The following is a 24,899-nucleotide window of genomic DNA, read 5'->3' as shown; positions in this document are numbered from 1 at the left end:
GTGCTAAGGTCCGTCGTCAAAAGGGAAACAGCCCTAACCTACAGCTAAGGTCCCCAAGTCATCACTAAGTGGGAAAGCATGTGGGAATCCCAAAACAACCAGGAGGTTGGCTTAGAAGCAGCCATCCTTTAAAGAAAGCGTAACAGCTCACTGGTCTAAACAAGGGTTCCTGCGGCGAAGATGTAACGGGGCTAAAGTGATGCACCGAAGCTTAGGGTTCAGTACTTTGTACTGAGCGGTAGCGGAGCGTTCCGTAGGCCTGAGAAGCGATCTGGTAATGGGTCGTGGAGGTATCGGAAGTGCGAATGCTGACATGAGTAGCGACAAAGAGGGTGAGATGCCCTCTCGCCGAAAGACCAAGGGTTCCTGCTTAAAGCTAATCTGAGCAGGGTGAGCCGGCCCCTAAGACGAGCCCGAAGGGGGTAGTCGATGGGAACCACGTTAATATTCGTGGGCCTGGTGGTGTGTGACGGATCATGTGTGTTGTCACTCCTTATTGGATTGGAGTGGCTTCGAAATGGTTCCAGGAAATAGCCCCACCGTATAGACCGTACCCGAAACCGACACAGGTGGTCAGGTAGAGTATACCAAGGCGCTTGAGAGAAGTATCCTGAAGGAACTCGGCAAATTGCCTCCGTACCTTCGGAAGAAGGAGGCCCTCACATTGCGCAAGCAGTATGAGGGGGCACAGGCCAGGGGGTAGCGACTGTTTAGCAAAAACACAGGACTCTGCTAAGTCGGCTTCAAGACGACGTATAGGGTCTGACGCCTGCCCGGTGCCGGAAGGTTAAGAGGAGGAGTGCAAGCTCCGAATTGAAGCCCCGGTAAACGGCGGCCGTAACTATAACGGTCCTAAGGTAGCGAAATTCCTTGTCGGGTAAGTTCCGACCTGCACGAATGGCGTAACGACTTCCCCACTGTCTCCAGGATATGCTCAGCGAAATTGAATTCTCCGTGAAGATGCGGAGTACCCGCGGTTAGACGGAAAGACCCCGTGCACCTTTACTGCAGCTTCAGAGTGGCATTAGGAAAGAATTGTGTAGCATAGGTGGGAGGCTTTGAAGCACCGGCGCCAGCTGGTGTGGAGCCATAGGTGAAATACCACCCTGTTGTTTTCTGATGTCTAACCCAGGACCGTTAGCCGGTTCGGGGACCCTCTGTGGCGGGTAGTTTGACTGGGGCGGTCGCCTCCTAAAGAGTAACGGAGGCGCGCGATGGTAGGCTCAGGCCGGTTGGAAACCGGCTGTTAGAGTGCAATGGCATAAGCCTGCCTGACTGCGAGACTGACGAGTCGAGCAGAGACGAAAGTCGGTCATAGTGATCCGGTGGTCCCTCGTGGAAGGGCCATCGCTCAACGGATAAAAGGTACGCCGGGGATAACAGGCTGATGATTCCCAAGAGCTCATATCGACGGAATCGTTTGGCACCTCGATGTCGGCTCATCACATCCTGGGGCTGGAGCAGGTCCCAAGGGTTTGGCTGTTCGCCAATTAAAGTGGTACGTGAGCTGGGTTCAGAACGTCGCGAGACAGTTTGGTCCCTATCTGCCGTGGGCGTCGATACTTGAGAGGAGTTGCCCCTAGTACGAGAGGACCGGGGTGAACATGCCTCTGGTGTACCTGTCGTTCCGCCAGGAGCGCAGCAGGGTAGCTATGCATGGACGGGATAACCGCTGAAAGCATCTAAGCGGGAAGCCTCCCTCAAGATAAGGTATCATCGAGTCGTGATAGACCATCACGTTGATAGGCCGGGTGTGGAAGTGCGGTAACGCATGAAGCTAACCGGTCCTAATAACTCTGTTCATGCTTGAAGAGTCCCGCCATCAATGACAGCTCTGCGCACGGGAAACACTCGTGAGACAAAGCGTCGTTGGACGGACGATCCTCCAGCCAGACATCTGACAGGTCGGCGCTGCCGCAAGGTGAGCGCGGACATGATACGCATCGATTAAAAGCATCCGCAGGCTTCATTGCCTGGTGACCATAGCGTCCGTGCCCCACCCGATCCCATCTCGAACTCGGCCGTGAAACCGGACAGCGCCAATGGTACTAACGCTCAAGCGTTGGAAGAGTAGGTCGTCGCCAGGCATTGCAGCTTGCGGAAGTCAAAACAAACCCATTCACAAATCTCGAAACCCTGAAGGTAGGCGCAACAGCGCCCGCATCAGGATCATGAGACAAGCTCGCCAGCCCACAAGGGCCGGCAGCACAAACAACCCCGGCGCGGGGTGGAGCAGCCCGGTAGCTCGTCAGGCTCATAACCTGAAGGTCGCAGGTTCAAATCCTGCCCCCGCAACCACAAAGACAAAAAGCCCTGCATCTTGCGGGGCTTTTTGTGTTGTCATGCTGCATCACCACAGCGCAAAACACAGTGCAGCATAAACTCTATGTGACAACATCAAGGCCATGCAGTACACGGTCGGCGTACAAGTCGCCCGGCGCGGCCTTGGGAGAGGATGCGACAACGTTCGCGCCGCGCCGGGTGTTAATCCATCATCGCCAAGGTGTGCTTGAGCCGGCCAGCGCGAAGCATGCCGCGCGTAGCCGTTTCATGTCCCGCGCGTATCGCCGTAAAGGTGGATGTGCAGCCGGTCGGTGAAGCGCCAGCCTTTGGCCAATGCTTCTTCTGCGAGCCACCGAGAGCGCTCGCGCAAGGTTGAACTCGCCGTTCCTTCCGGCATGACGAACAGACGGTCACTAGCAATGTGATAACGGTCTTGCAGCGCTGCGATCTCGGCAAGGTCGGCCGGTGATGCGACAACGAACTTGAACCACGCACGAACGTTGCCGGACCACGCTTCAAGCCTTTCCGGGACCAATGCCAGTTCTGCAGCATTGCCGGAATGTGCGAGCTTGGGGCTCACGTTGTATTGGTCGATGCACGGATCGAGTGCTCCGTGCGGCGGGACCGAGCCGTTTGTCTCGATTTCGATATGCAGCGCAGGCCGCTCCGCTTTCAGCAAGGCCACCAAGCGCGCCAGGCTTGCCCCTTGGAGCAAGGGTTCGCCCCCGGTAATGACCAGACGATCTTCCGGATGCGACAGGATCAGCGCTGCAACTTCCTGTTCATCAAGGGTGACCTGATTCTCGCGACGTTCGAAGGCGACTTCGTCGCGATGCGGCCGATTGTCGCCCGTGAAGCGCCAGGTATATGCCGTGTCGCACCAGCGGCACGCGAGGTTGCAGCGTGACAGCCGCACGAACACCGAGGGACGCCCCATGCCGGGGCCTTCCCCTTGCAACGAGGAGAACACCTCCGGCTCGCCGGGGTTGACCGTGGCGAGGGTAAGCAAGTTACCCCAGCCGCTGCAGCGCCGCTGCCAGACGCTCGGCCTCGGCGGCGTGCATGGCATGGTCGGCGCGCGCCTTTTCGACCGCCTCCGGCTTGGCCTTCTCGACGAACGAGGGATTGCCCAGACGCCCTTCGAGGGACTTCGCTTCCTTTTGCGAGGTGGCCAGCGCCTTTTCCAGACGCGCCTTTTCGGCAGCGATATCGATCACGCCTTCCAGCGGCACGACAATGTTGGCGTCGCCCGCGCCAACCTGCATTGCGGCACCAGCAGGCGCCGGCTCGAACCGGATGCCGTTGAGGCGTGCAAGGCGCTCGATTGCCGCTGGATTGGCTGCGATGATGCTGCGGGTCTGTGCCGAAGGCTCGGGCAGGTATGCGTCAAGCTTGGCGCCAGGGGCGATGCCGAGTTCGTTCTTGGCGGTGCGCAAGTTCGATACGAGCGCAATCAGCCATTCGACCTCGCGCTTTGCTGCAGCATCGACCGATGCTTCCGGCTTCGGCCAGGCCGCCACGATAAGCTCGCCATCGCGTGTCCCCAGCGCGTGCCACAGCTCTTCGGTGACGAACGGCATGAAGGGGTGCAGCATGACCAGGATCTGGTCGAGCACCCAACCGGCAACCGCCTTGGTTTCGGCGTCGAAGTTGCCCTTGATCAGTTCGATGTACCAATCGCAGAACTGGTCCCAGACGAAGTGGTAGACGGTGTTCGCCGCAGCATCGAAGCGCAGGTCGGCCATGGCCTGATCGAGCGCAGCGACGGTTTCGACGACCTCGCCGATGATCCACTTGTTGACCGCTGAGGTTGCCGCAGGCGCCGCGATCGAGATGCTGCCGGTGATGCCATTGCTCTGGCAAAAGCGCGCGGCGTTCCATAGCTTCGTGGCGAAGTTGCGGTACCCTTCGACGCGCTTCTCATCCATCTTCACGTCACGGCCCTGGCTCTCCATCGCGCACATGAAGAAACGCAGCGCGTCAGCCCCATATTTGTCGATCAGACCCAGCGGGTCGACCACGTTGCCCTTGGACTTGCTCATCTTTGCGCCATCTGCCGCGCGGACGAGACCGTGCAGGTAAAGCTTCTTCCACGGCACTTCCTTCATGAAGTGCAGGCCCTGCATCGCCATGCGCGCATCCCAGAAGAACAGGATGTCGAAGCCCGAAACGAGCAGATCGTTGGGATAGTGCTTCTTCAGCAGCGGTGAGTCCTGGTCCGGCCAGCCAAGCGTGGCGAAAGGCCACAGCGCAGAGGAGAACCACGTGTCGAGAACGTCGCTATCGCGCTCCAGCGTCACGCCTGCGCCTGCCTTCGCCTGCGCCTCTTCCTCGGTCTCGGCGACATAGCACTGGCCATCGGAGCCATACCACGCCGGAATTCGGTGCCCCCACCACAGCTGGCGGCTGACGCACCATGGCTGGATGTTCTCCATCCAGTTGAAGAAGGTCTTTTCCCAGGTCTTCGGCACGATCTCGATCGCGCCCGAGCGGACCGCTTCCATCGGCGCCTTGGCCAGCGTCTCGGCATCGACGTACCACTGGTCGGTCAGCCACGGTTCGATCACCACGCCGCCACGGTCACCGAACGGCGTCTGGATGGTGCGCGGTTCGGCGTCGTGCTGAACCTCGTTGCCTTCCTTGTCCTTCGTCACGTGCTGGATCAGGAAGCCCGCTTCCTTCATCCGCTCGACCACGAGCTTGCGCGCATCGAAGCGGTCCATGCCGATGAATTCGGCGGGCACCAGTCCGTCGGCGGTCTGCACTACCTTCGCTTCGGCATCGAACATGTTGAGCATGTCGGCAGCCTTGATCCCGGCGCGCTTGCCCACTTCGAAGTCGTTGAAATCGTGCCCAGGCGTGATCTTCACCGCGCCCGAACCCAGTTCCGGATCGGCATGCTCGTCAGCCACCACCTTGAACCGGCGGCCAGTGAGCGGCTGCAGGATGTCCTTGCCGATCACTGACTTGTATCGCTCGTCGTCCGGGTGGACGGCCACGGCCATGTCCGCCAGCATCGTCTCGGGGCGCGTGGTGGCGACTTCGATGTAGTCGAGGCCGTCATCGCGCTTCACGTCATCTGCCAACGGATACTTGAAGTGCCAGAATCCGCCCTGCGTCTCGCGCGTTTCAACCTCGAGGTCGGAGATCGCGGTCTTGAGCTTGGGGTCCCAGTTCACCAGCCGCTTGTCGCGGTAGATCAGCCCCTGGTTGTAGAGGTCCACGAAGACCTTCACCACCGCCTTGGTAAAGTGCGGGTCCATCGTGAATTGTTCGCGGCTCCAGTCCATCGAACAGCCGAGCCGGCGAAGCTGGCCGGTGATCGTGCCGCCGCTCTCGTGCTTCCATTCCCACACCTTGTCAACGAACTGCTCGCGCGTGTAGTTGGTGCGCTTGTCCTGGCGCGCTTCCATCTGGCGCTCGACCACCATCTGCGTGGCGATACCGGCGTGGTCGGTGCCCACCACCCAAAGCGCATCCTTGCCGCGCAGACGCTCATAGCGGATCACCACGTCCTGCAGCGTGTTGTCGAGCGCGTGGCCGATGTGCAAGGACCCGGTGACGTTCGGCGGCGGGTTCACGATGGTGTAGGGCGCAGCGTCGGGGCGCTCTGGCCGGAACAGGCCGTTCGTCTCCCAATGGGCATACCACTTGGCTTCGATCCCCGAAGGTTCGAAAGTCTTGGCCAGTTCGCCTGAAGTCTGCGCTGAATTTGTCTCGGTCATGGGCACGCGCCTTGCCATCCGAACGGCTCACCTGCAAGCATTCCGGGGAACCTTGCAGCGCGTTCCAACGTTACGGCGCTTGTGTTGCACTTGTCGCCCCGTCCGATTTCGCCCATGAAGCGACCAAGATGCGGGAACTGACGGAATTCCAGCTTGAGCCTGTACCGAATGGTGACGGGCGGAGGCTCGCTTTCAGCGGGCCGATGACCGTGGCGTCGATCGGCGTTGCGGACAAGCGGATCCGTGCGCTGGACGGCACCATCGCCGAGATCGACCTGAGCCGTGTCACCGCGATCGACACCGTCGGAGCCTGGTCAGTGTGGCGCCTGTCGCGCGATCACGATGCCAAGATCACCGGATGCAGCGATGAAGCGCAGAAGCTGGTCGATGCGATAAGCAAGGCGGATTCGAACGATCATTCGGTGCGCGCCGCGCGCCTGCCGCTGACCAGGCGCGTGCCGGAACATGTCGGCAATGTCATGCTCGGCCTTGGCAGGGGCGCGCTGCAAGTCATCGGTTTCCTGGGGCAGATGATCCAGTCGGCAGGCACCCTGCTGCGCCACCCTTCACGCTTCCGGATGAAGGCGCTGGTGCATCAAATGGAGCTTGTCGGCGTCAATTCGCTCGCGATCATCGGGTTGATGAGCTTTCTCGTCGGCATCGTCATCGCCCAGCAGGGCGCGGTACAGCTCCGCCAGTTCGGTGCCGAGATCTATACCGTGAACCTCGTCGGCCGCCTGACGTTGCGCGAACTTGGCGTGCTGATGACGGCGATCATGGTCGCCGGCCGTTCCGGTTCGGCGTTTGCCGCGCAATTGGGCACGATGAAGCTGACCGAAGAGGTCGATGCCATGCGCACGATCGGCGTGTCGCCTACCGAGGCGCTGGTCCTGCCGCGCGTTCTGGCGACGATGATCATGATGCCCCTGCTCGGCCTCTATTCCGCCTTCATCGGCATCGTGGGCGGCGCATTCCTGTCGAGCGTCAGTCTCGGCATTCCCTTCTTCACCTTCCTCGCGCGTATCAAGGAGGTCGTGCCGCTGCATGACGTCTGGGTCGGCGTTACCAAGGCGCCGGTCTTCGGCCTGATCGTCGCTCTGGCGGGGTGCTATCAGGGCATGCAGGTCAAGAACAATGCCGAGGAGGTGGGCGCGCGCACCACGGCGGCGGTGGTCATGGCGATCTTCACGGTCATCGTGCTCGATGCCTTCTTTGCGGTGTTCTTCACCAACATCGGGTGGGGGTGATGGAAGACGCTGTCGTCAACCCAGATCTTGCCGAACTGCCCGGTCCGTTCGAAGGCAAGTACCCGATACGCGTGCGGGGCTTGCGCAACGTGTTCGGCGAACACGTCATTCATGATGGGCTCGACCTCGATGTGCGTCGGGGCGAGATCATCGGTGTTGTCGGAGGTTCGGGCACAGGCAAGTCGGTGCTGATGCGCACGATCATCGGCCTGCAGATCCCGCAAGCCGGCGAAGTCGATGTCCTTGGCGACACCATCACCGATGCGCAAACCGATGACGACATCGACATCCGCAGCCGTTGGGGCGTGCTGTTCCAGGGCGGGGCGCTCTTTTCCACGCTAACCGTGGCGGAAAATGTCGAAGTTCCGTTGCGCGAATTCTATCCCGAGATCAGCGACGAGCTGCGCCATGAGATCGCGCGCTACAAGGTCCTGCTCTCGGGCCTGCCGGCAGAGGCGACCAGCAAGTATCCGTCGGAGCTTTCGGGCGGCATGAAGAAGCGTGCCGGCCTTGCCCGCGCCCTCGCACTCGATCCCGAACTGCTGTTTCTGGATGAGCCGACGGCCGGCCTCGATCCGATCGGTGCAGCCGCGTTCGACCAGCTCATTCTCAAGCTGCAGCAGACGCTTGATCTTACCGTGTTCCTGATCACCCACGATCTCGATACGCTGTATGAAATCTGCGACCGGGTGGCGGTGCTTGCCGACAAGAAGGTCATCGCGGTCGGGACGATCCCCGAACTGCTCGCGCTCGATCATCCCTGGATACAGGAATACTTCAATGGCCCGCGCGGACGCGCGGCGCAGGATGCGCAAGAGCGGCATGATGCCGTGAAGGCGACCATTTCGCAGGACGAGCGTTCCACGTTCGATCCCGAAGGAGCATAAGGACTCTCCATGGAAACCCGCGCAAACCACATCTGGGTCGGGCTGGTCACGCTGGCGCTGCTGGTGGCCGGCGCGCTGCTGACCATCTGGATCGCGCGCCTCAACCAGGGCGATCTCAACGAATACGACATCTTCTTCAAGCAGTCGGTCGATGGCCTCGCCAAGGGATCGGAAGTCGCGTTTTCGGGCGTACCTTCGGGTCAGGTCAAGGATATCGAGCTGTGGGAGCGCGATCCCGAATTCGTGCGCGTGCGCATCGCTGTCAACCGCAAGGTGCCGATCCTGCAGGGAACCACGGCCAGCCTGCAGGGCAGCTTCACCGGCGTTTCCACGATCCAGCTTTCAGGCGCAGTCAAGGGCGCGCCGCCCATCGAATGCCCTAGCGAAAACAAGCGCGCCACCTGTCCGGAAGGCGTTCCGGTCATCCCGACCAAGCGCTCCGGCCTTGGCGAAATCCTCTCGAACGCGCCGTTGCTGCTTGAACGCCTGGCGACGCTGACCGAGCGCCTGACCATGGTGCTGTCGGACAAGAACCAGAAGTCGATCGAGAACATTCTTGCCAACACCGATCGCATGACCAGCAACCTCGCCGATGCCTCACCGGACGTGAAGCGCACGATGGCCGAACTGCAGGCCACGCTGCGGCAGGCCAACTACACGCTTGCCAGCTTCGAGAAGCTGACCAATTCGGCCGACTCCATGCTCAACGACGAAGGCAACGGCCTTGCCCAGCAGTTGCGCAAGACGCTCAAGTCGGCGCAGGGCGCAGCAGATGCCCTGCAAGGCACGCTCGGTGATGCGCGGCCGGCAGCACGGCAGCTCAACGAGCGCACCCTGCCTGCCGCAGAAGCCGCGATCCGCGATCTGCAGGCCACTACCAAGAGCCTGCGCGAAGTGACCGACCGCCTCAACGACCGGGGTATCGGCGGCTTCGTCGGCGGGCCCAAGCTGCCCGATTACAAGGAATGAGGAGGCGACAAGAGATGATCCGCAAAGCCCTTATCGCCACGATTCTTCCCGCTGCTCTTGCCGGATGCGTCAGCCTCGGGCCCAAGGTGCCCGACACGCTGCTGGCGCTTACCCCCACGGCCGCGCCAGCGGCGGGCAGCACCACCAGCGGCACGCTCGCCAACGCGCTTGTCGTGATGGAGCCATCTGCCGAGGCGCGCCTCGCCGTGACGCGGGTGCCCGTGCAGATCGACGATGCCAACGTCGCCTATCTCAAGAAGACGATGTGGGTCGAACGTCCGGCGCGGCTGTTCCAGCGCCTGATGGCCGAGACCATCCGCGCGCGCGGCAATCGTCTGGTGGTTGAAAGCAATCCGGGCGCAGCGGGCCTGCACCTTTCTGGACGCCTGCTCGACATGGGCTATGACGCCCGCACCCGCTCGGCCGTGGTCCGCTACGACGCGGTCAAGGAAATGGGCGGACGGGTCGAGACCAAGCGCTTCGAAAGCACTGTTCCGGTGACCGAGGCCGAGGCCCAGTACGTCGGCCCCGCTCTCAACGAAGCAGCCAATGTGGTAGCTAAGCAGGTCGCCGACTGGGTCAGCTAGCCATTCCGGCAAAGCGCGCTGCCGCTGCAAACGCGGCAGAGCGCTTCTCGCGTCGCTCCATCGCCTCGGCATCCTTGCCCCACAGTTCGGCCTGCCAGTCTTCTTCCAGGTTGGCAGCGTCCCACAGCGCGTCGAGGTCGGCGACCGGCTGCAAGGCGGCAAGCCCGATGACGAGCGATGCGGCAAGGCTGGTCGTGTTGCGCAGCGCGGCAAGCTGGAAGGCGTCCAGCGCTTCCAGTTCATCGCGCAAGGCAGCGAGCGTCTCCACTGGCTGCGCTTTGTGGATGATGCCGGTGACGCGCAGGAACTGCACGCCCAGCCGTGCCTCGGCGGCGGTGAGCAAAGGCTCCCATATCAGCCGCTGGCGCGCGGCAAAGGCCTCGTCCGGCTCGGCGCGGTAGCACAGCGTATCGGTCTCGGCGTAGGGCAGGATCTCGGCGATGACCTGTGCCGGCGCTCCTGCCACCACGTCGATCGCATAGTCGGCCATGTCGCGATAGAGGAATAGCGCCGGGTCGATCTCCTCGCCCTGCGCAGCCCACTCTGCTGCCATTGCCTCGGCCACGGCGCGGGTCGGCACCACTTGCGGCCTGCCGCCCACCGTCTTGATCGCTCGGCCATCGAGCCTCACCCCGAAGCCGCCTTCTGCTGCCTCGACCGTTACCTGCTTGTAGAAACGCTTCATTGTCCGTCCGGAGTTCGCCAGCGCCGGGCCAGAAGCCGCGGCACCCAGAAAAATTCGGCCATGCCGGCCAGCGCCAGCGCATGGCCCACCACCTGCGGCATGCCAGCCAGAAACGCGGGGCCGCGGCCCGTGCCGATCATCACGCCAACAAGGACCATGACGGCACCCGAAGCGCGCACCGCCTGCAGGGCAAAATAGCGGCCCATCGCAGGATCGTGGCTGCCTTCGCTCATGCGATCCGCTCCAGCAATGCGCGCAATTCGGCAACGCTGGTCGCCACCGCTTCCGCACCGGCCTCCAGCAGCTCGTCGGTTTCGTGATAACCCCAATCGACGCCGAACGAACGAACGCCCGCATTCACGCCCATGTGGATGTCGTAGACCGTATCGCCGATCATGGCGGTGCGGGCGCGGTCTGCGCCAGCCTCGGCAATGCACTGTTCGATCATCGAGGGATCGGGCTTGGAAGGGTGGCGGTCTGCGGTCTGCAGCGAAACGAAATGGCCGGTCAGCCCGTGGGTCGCGAGGCAATGGGCCAGGCCGCGATCGGACTTGCCGGTGGCCACTGCCAGTTGCCAGCCCTCGCGGGCGAGATCCTCGATCAGCAGGGCAATGCCTTCATAAAGCGGTTCGGCAACGGCTCCTGCCGCTCGCCGCGCCCGGAAGGCGTCCTTGTAGAGTTCGGTAAGGCTGGCATGTTCATGATGCTCGCCCTCGGGATGGAGCTGGCGCATCGCCTCGTGCAGCGAAAGCCCGACAACGCGGCGCGTCAGCTGCCGTTCGGGCGGGACCAGGCCCGCTGCCTTGAACGCCGCATCCATTGCCGCGCAGATATCGGCCTGACTGTCGACCAGCGTCCCGTCGCAATCGAAGATTGCCAATCTCATCGTAGGATCCTCAGGGCACCAGCCTCCGCATCAGTTCGGCGATGGCCGGAGCGCCTTCCGCCTCCAGCCCTGCCGCCACGCGCGCGCGCTCGTCGGCGCTCTTGTTCTGCGATAGCTTGAAGGTGGGGCGCCACGCCAGCACTTCCATCTCGAAGCCGACGATGCCGCCCATCATTGCCCGCAGCCTGTCCTCGGGCATCTTGTCCATGGTCCAGGCAACGCCTTCCGAAACCCGCGCCTCGTGGGCATCGGTCACGGTCTCGAGCAGTCCGCGCAAGCCATCCTGATCCATCCGCCGCACCCGGCCTTCCATTTCGAGCGCGACATAGTTCCAGGTCGGCACTTGCGCGGGATCTGCATACCAGCGTGGGCTGACATAGCCATCCGGTCCGTTGACCACGGCCAGCACCATCATTCCGTCGAGATGTCTCGTCAGCGCATTGCCGCGCGCGAGGTGGAACTGCAGAGCACCGTCGCCAGTCGAATGCAGCGGCACATGCGCGACGCGCGGCCCGTCCGGCACCGTTGCAAAGATCATCCCGAACCCGATCTCGGCAATCAGCGCCTCGAACAGGTCGCGGTCGTCATGCCGGAAGGCCGGGTTGGGGTGCATCAGTCCTTCCGGGCCCTCGGCGCGGGCTTGCCCGCCGGCGCCCTGCGTGCTGCAGCAGGCTTCCCGGCAGGCTTGGCCGCCCCTTTCTGCGTGGGGGCCTTCTTCGCCGGTGCACCCTTGGCGGGAGCCGCCCGCTTGCCCGTGGGCTTGCGCCCCGCACTGCCAGCGCCCTTCTCGCCATCGGCCCGCTTGCGGCGTTCGCCGCGGCGCTCCTTGCGATATTCCTTCGAGTGCTGCTTGGCCGCACGCTTCTGGAAGGTCTTCTCGTCAAGCAGCTTGGGCGCTTCCAGCGGAAGGTCGCCATCCTCCTCATAGAAGCCGAGGCTCGCCATGCTTGCCGCAAAGTGCGCCGGAAGCGGCGCGGTCACGTCGATCAGGTCGCCCTCGGGATGCTCGATCCGCAGGCGGCGGGCATGGAGGTGCATCTTGCGGCTGATCGTGCCGGTCAGGAACGCGGCCTGCCCGCCATACTTGCCATCGCCCACGATCGGGTGGCCGATTGCCGCCATGTGCACGCGCAACTGGTGGGTGCGGCCCGTCAGGGGCTGCAGTTCGACCCAACAGGCCGAATTGCCGGCGCGGCTGATCACGCGATAGCGGCTGCGGGCGGACTGTCCCTGGCCGCTTTCATCGACCATCATCTTCTCGCCGCCCGTACCCGGCTGCTTCGCCAGCGGCAGTTCGATCAGCCCGTCCTTCACTTCGGGCACGCCGACGATCAGCGCCCAATAGATCTTTCGCGCCGAACGGCCGGAGAAGTGCTTCGAGAAGAACGCCGCGCTGCCCGGCGTACGCGCGATCAGGAGGACGCCCGAGGTGTCCTTGTCCAGCCGGTGGACAAGGCGCGGGCGCGGTTCGCCATCGGCGGCGTAGGCATCGAGCAGCCCATCGACATGCTCGTGCGTGCCGCTGCCGCCCTGCGTGGCAAGGCCCGGCGGTTTGTTGAGCACGATCGCGGCGCGGTCCTTTTCCAGCACCATCGATTCGGCTAGCTGGATCTGCTCGTCGGTCAGCGGCTTGCGCACGCGCTGGCCCTTTATCCCGGCCCCGACCGGGGTGGCGTTGCCCGGCGGCACGCGCAGGATCTGCCCGGCTTCGAGGCGCGTATCGACATCGGCACGCTTGCCATCCACGCGGATCTGCCCGGTGCGCGCCCAGCGCGATACCGTGGCAAAGCCGACTTGCGGCAGGTGGCGCTTGAACCAGCGGTCAAGGCGCGCGCCCGCATCGTCGCGGCCTACGGTGAACTGGCGGACGTTGTCGTCCGGAACCTTGCCCCGGCTCATGCTGCACCTCGCATCAGCGAAAGGCCCAGCAGCAGCCCGGCCACGCCGGCGACAAGCGATCCGGCTGCATATGTGGCGGCAAGGCCATAGAGCCCGCGCTGCATCAGCATGGCGGTCTCAAGGCTGAAGGCAGAGAAGGTGGTGAAGCCGCCAAGCACGCCCACGCCCAGCAGCAGGCGTGCGGATTCGCTGCCGCCCGAACGCGCCAGCCATCCGGCCAGGACGCCCATCAGCAGGCTGCCGGTGACATTGATCATGAAGGTGCCCCAGGGGAACACGGCGTTGGGACCGGTAAAGGCGGTCACGGCGCGCCCGGCATGGTAGCGGAGCATGGCACCTACACCGCCGCCAAGGGCGACGATGGCGGTTGCCGTCAGGGTATTGGGAGAGTTCATCTGCGCCCCATATACGCGTAGGCACAGAAATGCACGACTTTGCTTGCCTTTGGGGGGCGTTTTGGCTAGTGGCGCTCCCGTTCGGGCCGGTCCTGTACGGATTCGGCTTGTTTTGTGTTTCCAGATTCGGGCAACTCCCGCGCGCTTTGCGGGCTCTTGCCGTCAATTGAGGTGTAGCGGTTTATGCAGATTCTCGTTCGCGATAACAACGTCGACCAGGCTCTTCGGGCTCTCAAGAAGAAGCTGCAGCGTGAAGGCGTGTATCGTGAAATGAAGCTGCGTCGCCACTTCGAGAAGCCCTCGGAAAAGCGCGCTCGCGAGAAGGCTGCTGCCGTGCGCCGCGCCCGCAAGCTCGAGCGCAAGCGCCAGGAGCGTGACGGCGCCAAGTAAGAGAGCGGGGGGCTGCCTCGGCCCCCATCTCCCACTTGCCGTTTGAGCCCTGATGGGCCAAGAGGGCGCCGCACTCCGGCGCCCTTTTTCGTGCGCCGGGCAAACTCATTTCGAATCATCACGCGCGATTCGGGCGAATCGTGCCTGAGGGGGAAAGCATGTCGGAAATCACCCGCGTTCCGCTCCAGCCCGTTGCCAAGGGCTCCGTCGGCAAGATCTGGCTTGGCGTGATCGCCGCTGTCGTGCTCGGCTCGGGCGTTGCCTACGGCACCCGCTACAAGGGCGTCGAGATCGAGACGGTGAAGGCCGGCACCGGTGCCTCGCCCACCAAGTCTGACGTCGCGCTGATCAACTATGTCGGTCGCCTCGCCAACGGCAAGGAGTTCGATCGCGGTGAAAAGGCGGTTCTCCCGCTGGAAACCGTGATTCCCGGATTCTCCGAAGGCCTGTCGAAGATGCAGAAGGGCGGCAAGTACGTCCTCGAGATTCCCTCGGAAAAGGCCTACGGCGCCGAGGAAAAGCGCAATCCGCAAACCGGCGAGGTCGTGATTCCTGCCAATTCCGATCTCGTCTTCGAGATCGAACTGATCGACTACAAGAGCGCGGCCGAGCTTGAGCAGCAGCGCATGATGCTCGAACAGATGCAGAAGATGCAGGGCGGTGCCGGAAACGGGGCAGGTGCTGCACCGGGCGCGATGCCCCCACCGATGCCCCAACCGATGCCGATGCCACAGGGCGCGCCACAACCCTGATATCTGCCGGGCGCCCTTGTGGGGCGGCCTCGGCTTGAAGCACGCCGTGCGCTCTGGTAGCGCGCGGCGTTCCTTTTTCCTTTCCGATAAGAGTATCCGCCATGTCCGTAGATACCGCCACCGTGGCCAAGATCGCCTCGCTGGCCCGCATCAAGGTGACCGAGCAGGACCTCGCCGCGATGGTCCCCGAACTCAACGGCATCCTCGCCTGGGTTGAGCAGCTCGGCGAAGTCGACGTGACCGGGGTCGAGCCGATGACCGCCGTGATCCCCAACCATCAGCGCCTGCGCGATGACGTGGTCAATGCCGATCCGCTGACCGGTGGCGACATGCGCGATGCGGTGCTGGCCAATGCGCCCGCACCCGAACATGGCTTCTTCGGCGTGCCCAAGGTGATCGAATAATGACGAATATTACTGACCTGGGCATTGCCGCCCTGCGCGATGGCGTTGCCAAGGGTGCGTTTTCCGCCACCGAAGTCGCTACCGCGTTCAACGCCGCGGTTGAAGCGGCGCAGCCCGCTCTCAATGCCTTCATCGTCACCACGCCCGAAAAGGCGCTGGAAGCCGCCGCCAGGGTCGATGCCGATCGCGCCGCCGGCAAGCCGCTGGGCAAGATGGCCGGCGTGCCGATCGGCATGAAGGACCTCTTCGCCACCCGCGACGTGCAGACCACTGCCGCCTCGAAGATCCTCGAAGGCTTCAAGCCGCAGTACGAATCCACCGTTTCGCAGAAGCTGTGGGATGCGGGCGCGGGCATGCTGGGCAAGCTCAACCTCGATCAGTTCGCGATGGGCTCCTCGAACGAGACCAGCGCCTTCGGCAACGTGATCTCGCCATGGCGTCGCCCGAATGACACCACGCCGCTCGCGCCCGGCGGCTCCTCGGGCGGCTCGTCCGCCGCGGTCGCCGCGCGCATCGCGCCGGCTGCCACCGGCACCGACACCGGCGGCTCGATCCGTCAGCCTGCCGCCTTCACCGGCATCTCGGGCATCAAGCCGACCTATGGCCGCTGCTCGCGCTGGGGCGTCGTTGCCTTCGCCTCGTCGCTCGATCAGGCAGGCGCGATGGCCCATGACGTGACCGATTGCGCGATCATGCTCGAAGCCATGGCCGGGTTCGACCCGAAGGATTCGACCAGCCTCAACATGCCGGTTCCCGATTGGGCCGCGGCCCTCGATGCCGACATGAAGGGCAAGAAGGTCGGCATTCCGCGCGAGTACCGCCTCGATGGCATGGATCCGGACGTTGCGAAGAGCTGGGACGATGGCATTGCCTGGCTGAAGGATGCGGGCGCCGAGATCGTCGAGATTTCGCTGCCGCACACGAAGTACGCGCTGCCGACCTACTACATCATCGCGCCGGCCGAAGCTTCGTCGAACCTCGCCCGCTACGATGGCGTGCGTTATGGCCTGCGCGATCTGCCCGAGGGCGCGGGCCTGCAGGACATGTACGCCGCCACGCGCGCGGCCGGTTTCGGTCCGGAAGTGAAGCGCCGCATCATGATCGGCACCTATGTGCTGTCTGCCGGCTTCTACGATGCCTACTACACACAGGCGCAGAAGGTCCGCACCCTGATCGCGCGCGACTTCACGAAGGCCTTCGAACAGGTCGACGTGATCCTCGTGCCCACCGCGCCGTCCTCGGCTTTCGCGCTTGGCGAAAAGAGCGCCGATCCGCTGGAGATGTACCTGAACGACGTGTTCTCGGTGCCCGCCAGCCTGGCAGGCCTGCCCGCCATGTCGGTCCCCGCAGGCCTTGACCGCAACGGGCTGCCGCTCGGCCTGCAGGTCATTGGCAAGGCGTTCGACGAACAGGGCGTCCTCAACGCCAGCCTCGCTCTCGAACAGCGCGCGCAGTTCTCGGCCCAGAACGGCTCAAGGCCGGAGAAGTGGTGGTAACGATCGTCAAGGGCGGGGGCGGCATCGGCACTGCCGAGCGCTACCCCGTCCTCGATTCCCTGCGCGGCCTGGCTGCGCTGGGCGTGGTGTTTCACCACATTCCGGTAAGCGAGGCGCTCGCCGTCGCGCGGTGGGACGACAACTTCAACCTCCTGCTCGACCTGTTCTTCGTGATTTCGGGATTCGTGATCGCGGCGGCCTATGCCGAGCGCATGGGCAGCGGTTTTCCGTTGCGCCGCTTCCTGTGGCTTCGGCTGGGCAGGATCTGGCCGCTCCACGCCGCCATGCTGTGCGTCTTCATCCTCTCAATGCTCGCGCTGGGAGTGCTGCGGCCAGACCTTCGCACCCATGGCCTGATGGCAGGGCGCCATGATCCGGCAGACCTGCCAGCGGCCTTCCTTCTCCTCCAGGGCATTGTTCCCTCGCTTGGGCCGGTGTGGAACGATCCCAGCTGGTCGATCTCGGTCGAGATGCTGCTTTATGTGCTGGCCGCGCTGGGCTGGCGCGCGGTGGGGCAGCGGGCGTGGATCGGCTGGCTGGTGGCGGCCCTTGTGCTTCTTGCGCTCACAACGTTCGATTCGGCGCTGCAGGGCACGGGTTACAACGTCGCTCGCGGCATTTCCGGCTTCGGACTTGGCCTCTTCGTGCACGCCGTGCTCAGCCGCGTGAAGTGCACGCCGTCGCGGGCACTGGCCACGGCGCTGGAGGCATTGGCGTTGCTGGCGCTGGTGCTGGTCGTTGGCGTCAGCGGCAATCTCGTCCTGTACGATAGCGTGGCTGCCTGTCTGGTTGCGCTGGCCGTGTTGCAACGGGGGTGGATAAGCGAGTTGCTTGCAGCGCAGCCGTTCCAGGTGCTGGGGACCTTGTCCTATGCACTCTACCTCAGCCACGTTTTCGTCATCGGCCGGGTGTTCGATGTCCTCGAGGTGGTGCAGCCACGACTGGGCGTGATGATCGCGCAGACGCAGGTGGGCGGGCAGGACATGCTGGTCGGTCCCGATGCGCGGGCGCTGCTGGCCAAGCTCGCCATCGTTGCGCTGTGCTTGCTGGTCGCCTGGCCCTTTGCCACGCTGATCGAGCAGCCGGCGCGGGCATGGTCGCGGCGCGTGGCCGGGATACCGGCGCGCAAGGCAGCCATTTGACCCCTTTCCAACCCATCCCTCACACCTTATCGGGCAGAGCATGAGCGAATATCGTATCCAGGGCGCAACCGGTGAATGGGAGGTCGTGATCGGCCTCGAAGTCCACGCGCAGGTCACTTCCAACGCCAAGCTGTTTTCCGGCGCGGCCACCGCTTTCGGGGCAGAGCCGAACACGCAGGTCAGCCTCGTCGATGCGGCGATGCCCGGCATGCTGCCGGTGCCGAACATGGAATGCATCCGTCAGGCGGTGCGCACTGGCATGGCGATCAATGCGCAGATCAACAAGTGGTCGCGGTTTGACCGCAAGAACTACTTCTACGCCGATCTTCCGCAGGGTTACCAGATCAGCCAGCTTTACCACCCGATCGTGGGCGAGGGCGCGATCGACATCCAGCTTGACGAAAAGAACCCGGATTCGGTCAAGACCATCGGGATCGAGCGCATCCATGTCGAGCAGGACGCCGGCAAGCTGATGCACGATCAGCACCCGACGATGTCCTATGTCGATCTCAACCGCTCGGGCGTTGCGCTGATGGAAATCGTCAGCCGTCCGGACATGCGCTCGCCGGCCGAAGCCGGGGCCTACCTGTCGAAGTTGCGCACGATCCTGCGCTATGTCGGCTCGTGCGATGGCAACATGGACCAGGGTTCGATGCGCGCCGACGTCAACGTCTCGGTCCGCAAGCCCGGCGATGAGTTCGGCACGCGCACCGAAACCAAGAACGTCAACTCGGTGCGCTTCGTGATGGCCGTGGTCGAGCAGGAAGCCAGGCGCCAGGTCGCGCTGATCGAGGACGGCGGGACGGTGGTGCAGGAAACGCGCCTTTACGATCCCGACCGCAACGAGACTCGCTCGATGCGTTCGAAGGAAGATGCGCACGATTACCGCTACTTCCCCGATCCCGACCTGCTGCCGCTCGAACTCGACGATGCCTTCCTCGAGGATTGCCGCGCCAGCCTGCCCGAACTGCCCGACGCCAAGCGCACGCGCTATGAAACCGCGCTCGGACTTTCCGCCTACAATGCGGGCGTGCTGACGGCCGACGTCGAAACCGCGCGCTGGTTCGAGGTACTGCTGGCCGAAACCGCCGCCAAGGCGAAGAAGCCGGAAGCCGAAGTCGCCAAGCAGGCGGCCAACTGGCTCATTTCCGAGCTGTTCGGCGCGCTCAACAAGCTGGGCAAGGGTCTCGACACGTCGCCCGTCACGCCGGCTGCCGGCGCCGAACTGCTGGCGCTGGTCGCAGACGGGACGATTTCCGGCTCGATCGCCAAGCAGGTGCTGGAAAAGATGCTCGAAAGCGGTGACGGCGCTGCCGCCATCGTCGAGCGCGAAGGCCTCAAGCAGACCTCCGACTCCGGCGCCATCGAAGCTGCCATCGACGGCATCCTTGCTGCCAATGCCGACAAGGTCGAGCAGTACAAGGCGGGCAAGGAAGCCCTGTTCGGCTTCTTCGTCGGCCAGACCATGAAGGCCATGCAGGGCAAGGCCAACCCTGGCGTGGTCAACGAGTTGCTCAAGAAGAAGCTTGCCTGACGGTTCAGCCGATTGACGGCTCCTCTGGTGTCACAAGACGGAACGTCCAGGCGCGAGGAGCCGTTACCTCTCATCAACTGAGAGGTAATCTATGAACACGTGGGACATGACAGGGACGCTGGCCATCGTCACACTGGTGGCCGGCCTCCTGATTGCAGTGTTTCTGCTGATGCGGTTCCTGAGCAAGCGCGGCAACCGCCACCCGATGGATGGCGAACGCGAGCGGAATTTCGAGGAAATGCGCCGCGAGGCAGAGCAGCGCCGCAATCCATGAAAAAAGGCCATGAAAAAAGGCCATGAAAAAAGGGGAGCGGACGCAGTGTCCGCTCCCCTTTTTCTTGTCGACCTTGGAAGGCCGCTGTCAGGCGCGCGTGCCTTCCATCGGGAAGGTGCCGAACATGCCTGCGGTGACCTTTCCGGTCATGGCGTCGCCATCGACCGTGGCGGTGCAGTCTAGCGTCATCGGCATCGGTACAGTGATCTTCATCTGCCAGGTGAGCGTGTTGCCATCGACCTTGCCGTTCTCGACATCCATCGAGCCCATCTGGCCGCTGTTGGTGCCGATGAAGGTATCGCCGTCGGGCTTGACGGTGAAGGTGAAGGTCTGATCGCCCATCGGGGTGTGAGTGACGCAATTGTAGGTGCCGGCAACGGACATCGGAACTCTCCCATTGGTTTGCTGACCTGAGTCTATCTACAAACGTGTCAATAGCAAGGCGCGGTCGGCAAAGCGAAAGGGGCGCACCTTCGGCACGCCTTTCACTTATCCTGCGCTGGAAACCATGTTACTTCGGTGCGGCCATTTCCTCTACCGGCAGGCCGAACTTGGCGAGCTGCGGGCGCACCTTGGCTGCATCGCCGACCACGACCCAGACCATGCCATCGGTCGAGACCTTCGAACGGAACGCCTTGTCGACGTCGGCCACGGTCATCTTGCCATAGCGGGCCGAGAGCGTTTCGTAGAAGTCGTCCGGGCGCTGGTAGTTGACGATCTTGGCAAGGCCGTCGAGCACGGCGGCGCTGGTTTCGAACATGCCCGGAAGCTCGCGGGCGCTGCCCTTGGTCGACCAGTCGAGCTCTTCGGCCGTCACGCCCTTGGTGGTGTCGAACTCGTCGATCTCGCGCTTGATCTCGACCAGCGAGTCGCCGGTGCGGTCGGTCTGGACCGGCGCGACGACCTGGAAGCGGACCTTGTCGAGCGGTTCGCTGACGCCGTTGTAGGCGCCGTAGGTCCAGCCCTTGGCCTCGCGCAGGTTCATGTTGATGCGGCCGAGGAAGTTGCCGCCGAGGATGTCGTTGGCGGTGCCGAGCGCAACGTTGTCGTCGGTGCCCTTGGCGTCGATGACCTTGCCGGCCATGATGTAGGACTGTGGCGAGCCGGGGCGGTCGACGAGGATCACGCGGCTCTTCTGTGCCGGGATTGGCGCGGAGAAATCCTTCATCGGGCGGGCCATGCGGTTCGAGGGCCAGTTGCCGAAGCTGTCATCGAGCATCTTGACCACGGCATCGAGCGTGGTGTCGCCCACCACGAAGATGCGCGCAGTGTCGGGGCGGAACCAGCGGGCGTGGAAGGCCTTCAGGTCATCGCGCGTCAGCTTCTTGACCACTTCGACATCGCCGAGGCCGCTCGACGGGAAGGCATAGGGATGCGTGCCGTAGAGCGTGGGGGCAAGGATGCGCGCCGCCAGTGCCTGCGGGTTCTTCATTTCCGCCGAGATCGCGGTCAGCTGCTGGGTGCGCACGCGCTCAAGCTCTGCCGGGTCGAGCGCGGGGCGGCGCACGATGTCTGCAAGCAGGCCAAGCGAGGCGCCAAGGTTGGGCGACAGGGCATCGACTTGGAAGGAGGTCAGGTCGCTGGTGGCCGAGAGCGAGATATTGGCACCAAGCCGCTCACGCTCGCGCGCCAGGGCCGAACCGTCCATCTTCTCGGTGCCTTCGTCCATCAGGCTGAGCAGCAGCGATTCGGTGCCGAGCGCCGACTTGGGATCGGCAGCGTAGCCCGCATCGAAGCTGACACGGACCGACACAGTGGGCACTTCGCTGCGCTTGGCGAAATAGACCGGGATGCCATTCTTGAGCGTTGCACGCTGGATGGCGGGGAAATCGAGCGGAGCGAGCTGGCCGACGGCTGGCAGCTTCGAACGGTCGGCACCGGCAACCGCAGGCGCCGGTACGCCCTTGGCGGGCATGTCGGGATCGCGGAAGTAGGCGGGGTGCGCGCCAGTTGCCGTCTGGGTGAAGTATCCGCCGCGCGCCTCGCCGCCCTCGGTGCGCTCGCCCGGTTCAACGGTCAGCGCGAAGGCAGGGCGCGTCAGCCACTTGGCGGCTGCGGTTTTTACGTCGGCAGGCTTCATCGCGGCAATGCGGTTCAGCTCGGTGCGGTAATGATCGGGCGATCCGTTGTAGAGCAGGCCTTCGGCAAGCGTCGGCGCCTTGCCGTTGAAGCCGCCGGTGCGCTCAAGCCCGCGGATTTCGCCGGCCGTGGCGCTGGTCGCGGCGCGCTGCAGTTCGTCGGCCGAGGGGCCGTCCTTCACGAACCTTGCAATCTCGGCATCGAGCGCGGCAGCAACCTTGGCCGGGTCCTGGCCTGGCGTCACGTCGGCCTTGACGACGAACTGCGAGGCCTGCGCAAAGACCTGCGCTTCGGCAGAGACCGAAACCGCAACCTTCTGCTGGCGCACCAGCGCATCGTCGAGGCGCGACGAGGCAAGGCCACCCAGCACCGAGGCGGCAAGCTCGAGCGGCAGGTAATCGGGATTGTCGAGGCCGGGCACGGCCCACATGCGGTAGATGCGCGTGGTGGCAACCTGGTCCTTGATCGTCTTGGTCACCGTGGCGGGCAGGGTCGGCACCGGCGCGCTGACCGGCTTGACCTTCGGTCCGGGCTTGATGTCGCCGAACCACTTGGCGACCTTCTGCTTTGCGGTGGCCACATCGACATCGCCCGACAGCACCAGCACGGCGTTGTTCGGGGCGTAGTGATCGGTGAACCAGCCCTTCACGTCCGCGAGGCTGGCCGAATCGAGGTCTGCCATCGAGCCGATTGTCGAGTGGTGGTAGGGGTGGCCGGTGGGGTAGAGGTTTTCTAGCTGCTCGTACTCGACGATGCCGTAGGGCTGGTTGTCGCCCTGGCGCTTCTCGTTCTGGACGACGGCGCGCTGGTTATCGAGCACCTTCTGCGTGACCGCGCCGAGCAGATGGCCCATGCGATCGGATTCCATCATCAGCGTCATGTCGAGCGCGGCGGTGGGCACGGTCTCGAAGTAGTTGGTGCGATCGAACCAGGTCGTGCCGTTGACGTCGGTCGCGCCGACCTGCTGCAGCGGCGTGAAGAAATCGCCGGGGACGTTTTCCGTGCCGTTGAACATTAGGTGCTCGAACAGGTGGGCAAAGCCGGTCTTGCCCTTGGGCTCGTTCTTCGAGCCGACGCCGTACCACACCGAAACCGCAACCACCGGCGCCTTGCGATCGGTGTTGACCAGCACGGTCATGCCGTTGTCGAGCTTGAAGCTTTCGTAGGGGATCTGGACCTTGGCGACGAGATCGGACAGCGGGGCAGGCTTTGCCTGCTGCGCCAGGGCAGGGGTGGCAAGCGCGGTCGATGCGGCAAGGGCGAGCAGGCTGGCGGAGAGTTTGTGCTGCATGTTTGTCCCAGGGAATGGGCGACCGCAGTCGCCGGTTGTCTTTCGATCAGGATGCAGAGTGCCCCTGTTCGGGTCTGGTCTGCAAGGTTCCAGATTTGGTTTGATCGGAAACTTTCTAGTGGCCATGTTCGCGCGCGCAAGTGGGGCGTGCCGAAGGGGCAGGCCGCGCTCAATGCCTTTCGACGAACGACAAAGAGAGACCGATGAACGTCAAGCTGTTCCTGACTGCCGCACTGCTCGCCTCGACCGCCGCTCCGGCCCTTGCCGAGGATCTCGTGTTCGATCCGCAGGCGGTTCGCGCGCACGTCACGTTCCTCGCCGATGACCTGCTCGAAGGGCGCGATACCGGCAGCCGCGGCTATGATATCGCCGCCAACTACGTCGCCGCGCAATTCATCGCGATGGGGCTGAAACCGGCCGCAGCGGATGGCTCGTTCTTCCAGCGCCTGACCGTGCGCGAAGCCCGGCTGGATGGCGCGCCCCGGCTGGCGCTGACCTATGGCGGCAAGGAAACTGTGCTGTCCGACACCGCGCAAGTGCTGGTGCGGCCTAGCCTGACCGATGCCAAGGTGGCTTTCGAGGCGCCGCTGGTGTTCGCAGGCTTCGGCTTCGACCGTCCCGACCTTGGCTTCAATGACTACAAGGGCCTCGACGTGAAGGGCAAGATCGTCGTCGTCCTGACCGGTTTCCCCAAGGGCACGCCGAGCGAGCTTGGCGCGCATCTCAATTCCGACAAGGCGATGATGGCCATGAAGCGCGGTGCGATCGGCGTGATCAGCGTGCCGACCACCGAGGACAGCGCGCGGCGGCCATGGGACAAGCGCGTAGCGATCTCCGACGGTCCGGCCAAGGGCTGGGTCGGCACCGATGGCAATGCCTTTACCCGCACGCCGGGGATCAAGGGCGGGGCCACGCTGAACCCGGATGCCGCCGCGCCGCTTTTTGCCGCATCGGGCAAGCCGCTCGACAAGATCCTTGCCGAAGCCAACAAGACCGGCGGCAAGCCCAAGGGCTTCGCGATGAAGGCCAAGGCGAGCCTGTCCTACGCGCAGATGTGGAAGGACGTGCGCAGCGAGAACGTGGTGGCAATGCTGCCCGGCAGCGACCCTGCGGTGGCAGGCGAATTCATCGGCATGACTGCGCATCTCGATCACATCGGCGTGCACGGGAAGGGTGACGACACGCTGCACAACGGCGCGATGGACAACGCTTCGGGCGTGGCGACGATGCTGGAAGTGGCCAAGGCGGTGGCGAAGGAACGCCCGCGCCGTTCGGTGATGTTCGCCGCGCTGACTGGCGAGGAAGGCGGGCTGATCGGTTCGGACTATCTCGCGCGCAATCCGGTGGTGAAGGGTGAGGTCGTGGGCCTCGTCAACTTCGACATGCCGGTGCTGACCTACATGTTCTCGGACGTCGTTGCTTTCGGCGCCGAGAACTCGACCATGGGCAAGGTCGTGGCCGAGGCTGCCACCAAGGCAGGAATCAAGCTTTCGCCCGATCCCATGCCGGAGGAAGGCCTGTTCACCCGTTCGGACCACTACCGCTTCGTCCAGCAGGGCGTGCCGGCGGTGTTCATGATGACCGGCTTCGAAGGGCCGGGCGAAAAGGCCTTCCGCGGCTTCCTCAAGGACCACTACCATCAGCCGAGCGACGACCTGAAGCTGCCGTTCGATTGGGCCGCTGGCGCGCTCTTCGCCAAGGTCAACTACTACACCGTGATGGGCCTCGCGAACGGGGCAGAGCGGCCAAAGTGGTATGCTGGCAGCTTCTTCGGCAAGGAGTTCGCGCCAAAGGCTGCGAAGGCGGCTGATCCAGCGAAGTGACGCAAGATCGCCGCGCTTCCTTCGAGGCGCGGCGGATTGCCTTCGATCAAGGAACCACACCCGTCGAGCGGTGTAGCTTTTTCGTCGGCGCAGCACTTGTGTTGCGAAAAAGCCACACCATGTCTTGCGCAACAGGAGGACACTCGACCTT

The 24,899-nt window shown here is 63.7% G+C and carries 22 protein-coding genes, 1 tRNA gene and 2 rRNA genes (1 of these 25 cut by a window edge); 15 read left to right on the top strand and 10 right to left on the bottom strand.

Features of this window, described 5'->3' with window-relative positions:
* The 3 genes from B9A23_RS08630 to B9A23_RS08620 all read left to right on the top strand — a co-directional run.
* Positions 1-1,811: ribosomal RNA gene (locus B9A23_RS08630) — 23S ribosomal RNA — on the top strand (it extends 982 nt beyond the left edge of the window).
* A gap of 161 nt (positions 1,812-1,972) precedes the next feature.
* Positions 1,973-2,087: ribosomal RNA gene (gene rrf / locus B9A23_RS08625) — 5S ribosomal RNA — on the top strand.
* Positions 2,088-2,221: 134 nt separating this feature from the next.
* A tRNA-Met gene (locus B9A23_RS08620) sits at positions 2,222-2,298 on the top strand.
* Between the two features lie 250 nt (positions 2,299-2,548).
* On the opposite strand, the gene B9A23_RS08615 is transcribed toward B9A23_RS08620, so the two are convergent.
* The gene (locus tag B9A23_RS08615) at positions 2,549-3,292 is read right to left on the bottom strand and encodes a 7-carboxy-7-deazaguanine synthase QueE (protein WP_254895052.1); all 744 of its coding nucleotides are present in this window, start codon (positions 3,290-3,292) and stop codon (positions 2,549-2,551) included.
* A gap of 1 nt (position 3,293) precedes the next feature.
* The gene (locus B9A23_RS08610; protein WP_084278466.1) at positions 3,294-6,008 is read right to left on the bottom strand and encodes a valine--tRNA ligase; all 2,715 of its coding nucleotides are present in this window, start codon (positions 6,006-6,008) and stop codon (positions 3,294-3,296) included.
* 128 nt (positions 6,009-6,136) lie between these two features.
* Here B9A23_RS08610 and B9A23_RS08605 point away from each other — a divergent pair, with 128 nt between their 5' ends.
* The 4 genes from B9A23_RS08605 to B9A23_RS08590 are packed head-to-tail and all read left to right on the top strand — an operon-like array spanning position 6,137 to position 9,698.
* Positions 6,137-7,255, top strand: coding sequence for an ABC transporter permease (locus B9A23_RS08605; RefSeq protein WP_084278465.1), 1,119 nt, complete (start codon positions 6,137-6,139; stop codon positions 7,253-7,255).
* A complete protein-coding gene (locus tag B9A23_RS08600) occupies positions 7,255-8,142 on the top strand; it encodes an ABC transporter ATP-binding protein (protein ID WP_084278464.1) in 888 nt (295 codons plus the stop codon). The genes B9A23_RS08605 and B9A23_RS08600 overlap by 1 nt, the downstream gene beginning before the upstream one ends.
* Before the next feature lie 9 nt (positions 8,143-8,151).
* Positions 8,152-9,111 carry an MlaD family protein gene (locus B9A23_RS08595; RefSeq protein WP_084278463.1) on the top strand — a complete coding sequence of 320 codons (960 nt, stop codon included), beginning with the start codon at positions 8,152-8,154 and terminating at the stop codon, positions 9,109-9,111.
* Positions 9,112-9,125: 14 nt separating this feature from the next.
* Positions 9,126-9,698 carry an ABC-type transport auxiliary lipoprotein family protein gene (locus tag B9A23_RS08590; RefSeq protein ID WP_084278462.1) on the top strand — a complete coding sequence of 191 codons (573 nt, stop codon included), beginning with the start codon at positions 9,126-9,128 and terminating at the stop codon, positions 9,696-9,698.
* On the opposite strand, the gene B9A23_RS08585 is transcribed toward B9A23_RS08590, so the two are convergent.
* Genes B9A23_RS08585 through crcB form a run of 6 tightly spaced genes read right to left on the bottom strand, consistent with a single transcriptional unit; the run spans position 9,691 to position 13,563 of the window.
* On the bottom strand, positions 9,691-10,383 hold the full coding sequence (locus B9A23_RS08585) for an ATP12 family chaperone protein (protein WP_084278461.1): 693 nt from the start codon (positions 10,381-10,383) through the stop codon (positions 9,691-9,693). The genes B9A23_RS08590 and B9A23_RS08585 overlap by 8 nt on opposite strands.
* A complete protein-coding gene (locus tag B9A23_RS08580; protein WP_084278460.1) occupies positions 10,380-10,616 on the bottom strand; it encodes a hypothetical protein in 237 nt (78 codons plus the stop codon). The genes B9A23_RS08585 and B9A23_RS08580 overlap by 4 nt, the downstream gene beginning before the upstream one ends.
* Positions 10,613-11,269 carry an HAD-IA family hydrolase gene (locus B9A23_RS08575; protein WP_084278459.1) on the bottom strand — a complete coding sequence of 219 codons (657 nt, stop codon included), beginning with the start codon at positions 11,267-11,269 and terminating at the stop codon, positions 10,613-10,615. Before B9A23_RS08575 ends, B9A23_RS08580 begins: the two co-directional genes overlap by 4 nt.
* A gap of 10 nt (positions 11,270-11,279) precedes the next feature.
* Positions 11,280-11,882, bottom strand: coding sequence for an FMN-binding negative transcriptional regulator (locus B9A23_RS08570; RefSeq protein WP_084278458.1), 603 nt, complete (start codon positions 11,880-11,882; stop codon positions 11,280-11,282).
* Positions 11,882-13,168, bottom strand: coding sequence for an RluA family pseudouridine synthase (locus tag B9A23_RS08565; protein ID WP_084278457.1), 1,287 nt, complete (start codon positions 13,166-13,168; stop codon positions 11,882-11,884). Before B9A23_RS08565 ends, B9A23_RS08570 begins: the two co-directional genes overlap by 1 nt.
* Positions 13,165-13,563, bottom strand: coding sequence for a fluoride efflux transporter CrcB (gene crcB / locus B9A23_RS08560; protein WP_084278456.1), 399 nt, complete (start codon positions 13,561-13,563; stop codon positions 13,165-13,167). The genes B9A23_RS08565 and crcB overlap by 4 nt, the downstream gene beginning before the upstream one ends.
* 183 nt (positions 13,564-13,746) lie before the next feature.
* Between crcB and rpsU the strand changes: the two genes are divergently transcribed.
* The 7 genes from rpsU (at position 13,747) to B9A23_RS08525 (ending at position 19,555) form a co-directional block, all read left to right on the top strand.
* Positions 13,747-13,953, top strand: coding sequence for a 30S ribosomal protein S21 (gene rpsU / locus B9A23_RS08555; protein ID WP_011446475.1), 207 nt, complete (start codon positions 13,747-13,749; stop codon positions 13,951-13,953).
* Between the two features lie 158 nt (positions 13,954-14,111).
* Positions 14,112-14,705, top strand: a complete 594-nt coding sequence (locus tag B9A23_RS08550) for an FKBP-type peptidyl-prolyl cis-trans isomerase (protein ID WP_084278455.1) — start codon at positions 14,112-14,114, stop codon at positions 14,703-14,705.
* A 101-nt stretch (positions 14,706-14,806) separates the two neighbouring features.
* A complete protein-coding gene (gene gatC, locus B9A23_RS08545) occupies positions 14,807-15,109 on the top strand; it encodes an Asp-tRNA(Asn)/Glu-tRNA(Gln) amidotransferase subunit GatC (protein ID WP_084278454.1) in 303 nt (100 codons plus the stop codon).
* Entirely contained in the window at positions 15,109-16,605 is a 1,497-nt protein-coding gene (gene gatA, locus B9A23_RS08540; RefSeq protein WP_084278453.1) for an Asp-tRNA(Asn)/Glu-tRNA(Gln) amidotransferase subunit GatA, read from the top strand. Before gatC ends, gatA begins: the two co-directional genes overlap by 1 nt.
* Complete coding sequence (locus B9A23_RS08535) at positions 16,599-17,747, top strand: acyltransferase family protein (protein ID WP_176217924.1); 1,149 nt, start codon at positions 16,599-16,601, stop codon at positions 17,745-17,747. Before gatA ends, B9A23_RS08535 begins: the two co-directional genes overlap by 7 nt.
* A 40-nt stretch (positions 17,748-17,787) precedes the next feature.
* The gene (gatB, locus tag B9A23_RS08530) at positions 17,788-19,281 is read left to right on the top strand and encodes an Asp-tRNA(Asn)/Glu-tRNA(Gln) amidotransferase subunit GatB (protein ID WP_084278451.1); all 1,494 of its coding nucleotides are present in this window, start codon (positions 17,788-17,790) and stop codon (positions 19,279-19,281) included.
* A gap of 91 nt (positions 19,282-19,372) precedes the next feature.
* The gene (locus B9A23_RS08525) at positions 19,373-19,555 is read left to right on the top strand and encodes a hypothetical protein (protein WP_084278450.1); all 183 of its coding nucleotides are present in this window, start codon (positions 19,373-19,375) and stop codon (positions 19,553-19,555) included.
* A gap of 87 nt (positions 19,556-19,642) precedes the next feature.
* On the opposite strand, the gene B9A23_RS08520 is transcribed toward B9A23_RS08525, so the two are convergent.
* Both B9A23_RS08520 and B9A23_RS08515 read right to left on the bottom strand, forming a co-directional pair.
* Positions 19,643-19,939: a hypothetical protein gene (locus tag B9A23_RS08520; RefSeq protein ID WP_084278449.1), complete on the bottom strand. Its 297-nt coding sequence runs from the start codon at positions 19,937-19,939 to the stop codon at positions 19,643-19,645.
* 127 nt (positions 19,940-20,066) lie between these two features.
* Positions 20,067-22,925: a M16 family metallopeptidase gene (locus B9A23_RS08515; RefSeq protein WP_084278448.1), complete on the bottom strand. Its 2,859-nt coding sequence runs from the start codon at positions 22,923-22,925 to the stop codon at positions 20,067-20,069.
* Positions 22,926-23,128: 203 nt separating this feature from the next.
* Here B9A23_RS08515 and B9A23_RS08510 point away from each other — a divergent pair, with 203 nt between their 5' ends.
* Positions 23,129-24,748 carry a M28 family metallopeptidase gene (locus B9A23_RS08510; RefSeq protein WP_084278447.1) on the top strand — a complete coding sequence of 540 codons (1,620 nt, stop codon included), beginning with the start codon at positions 23,129-23,131 and terminating at the stop codon, positions 24,746-24,748.
* The last annotated feature ends 151 nt before the right edge of the window (positions 24,749-24,899 follow it).

This window comes from Novosphingobium sp. B1, assembly GCF_900176395.1.
Lineage (GTDB): Bacteria > Pseudomonadota > Alphaproteobacteria > Sphingomonadales > Sphingomonadaceae > Novosphingobium.
The sequence above is the reverse complement of the archived record's forward strand: the minus strand, read 5'-3'. Positions and strand labels throughout refer to the sequence as shown.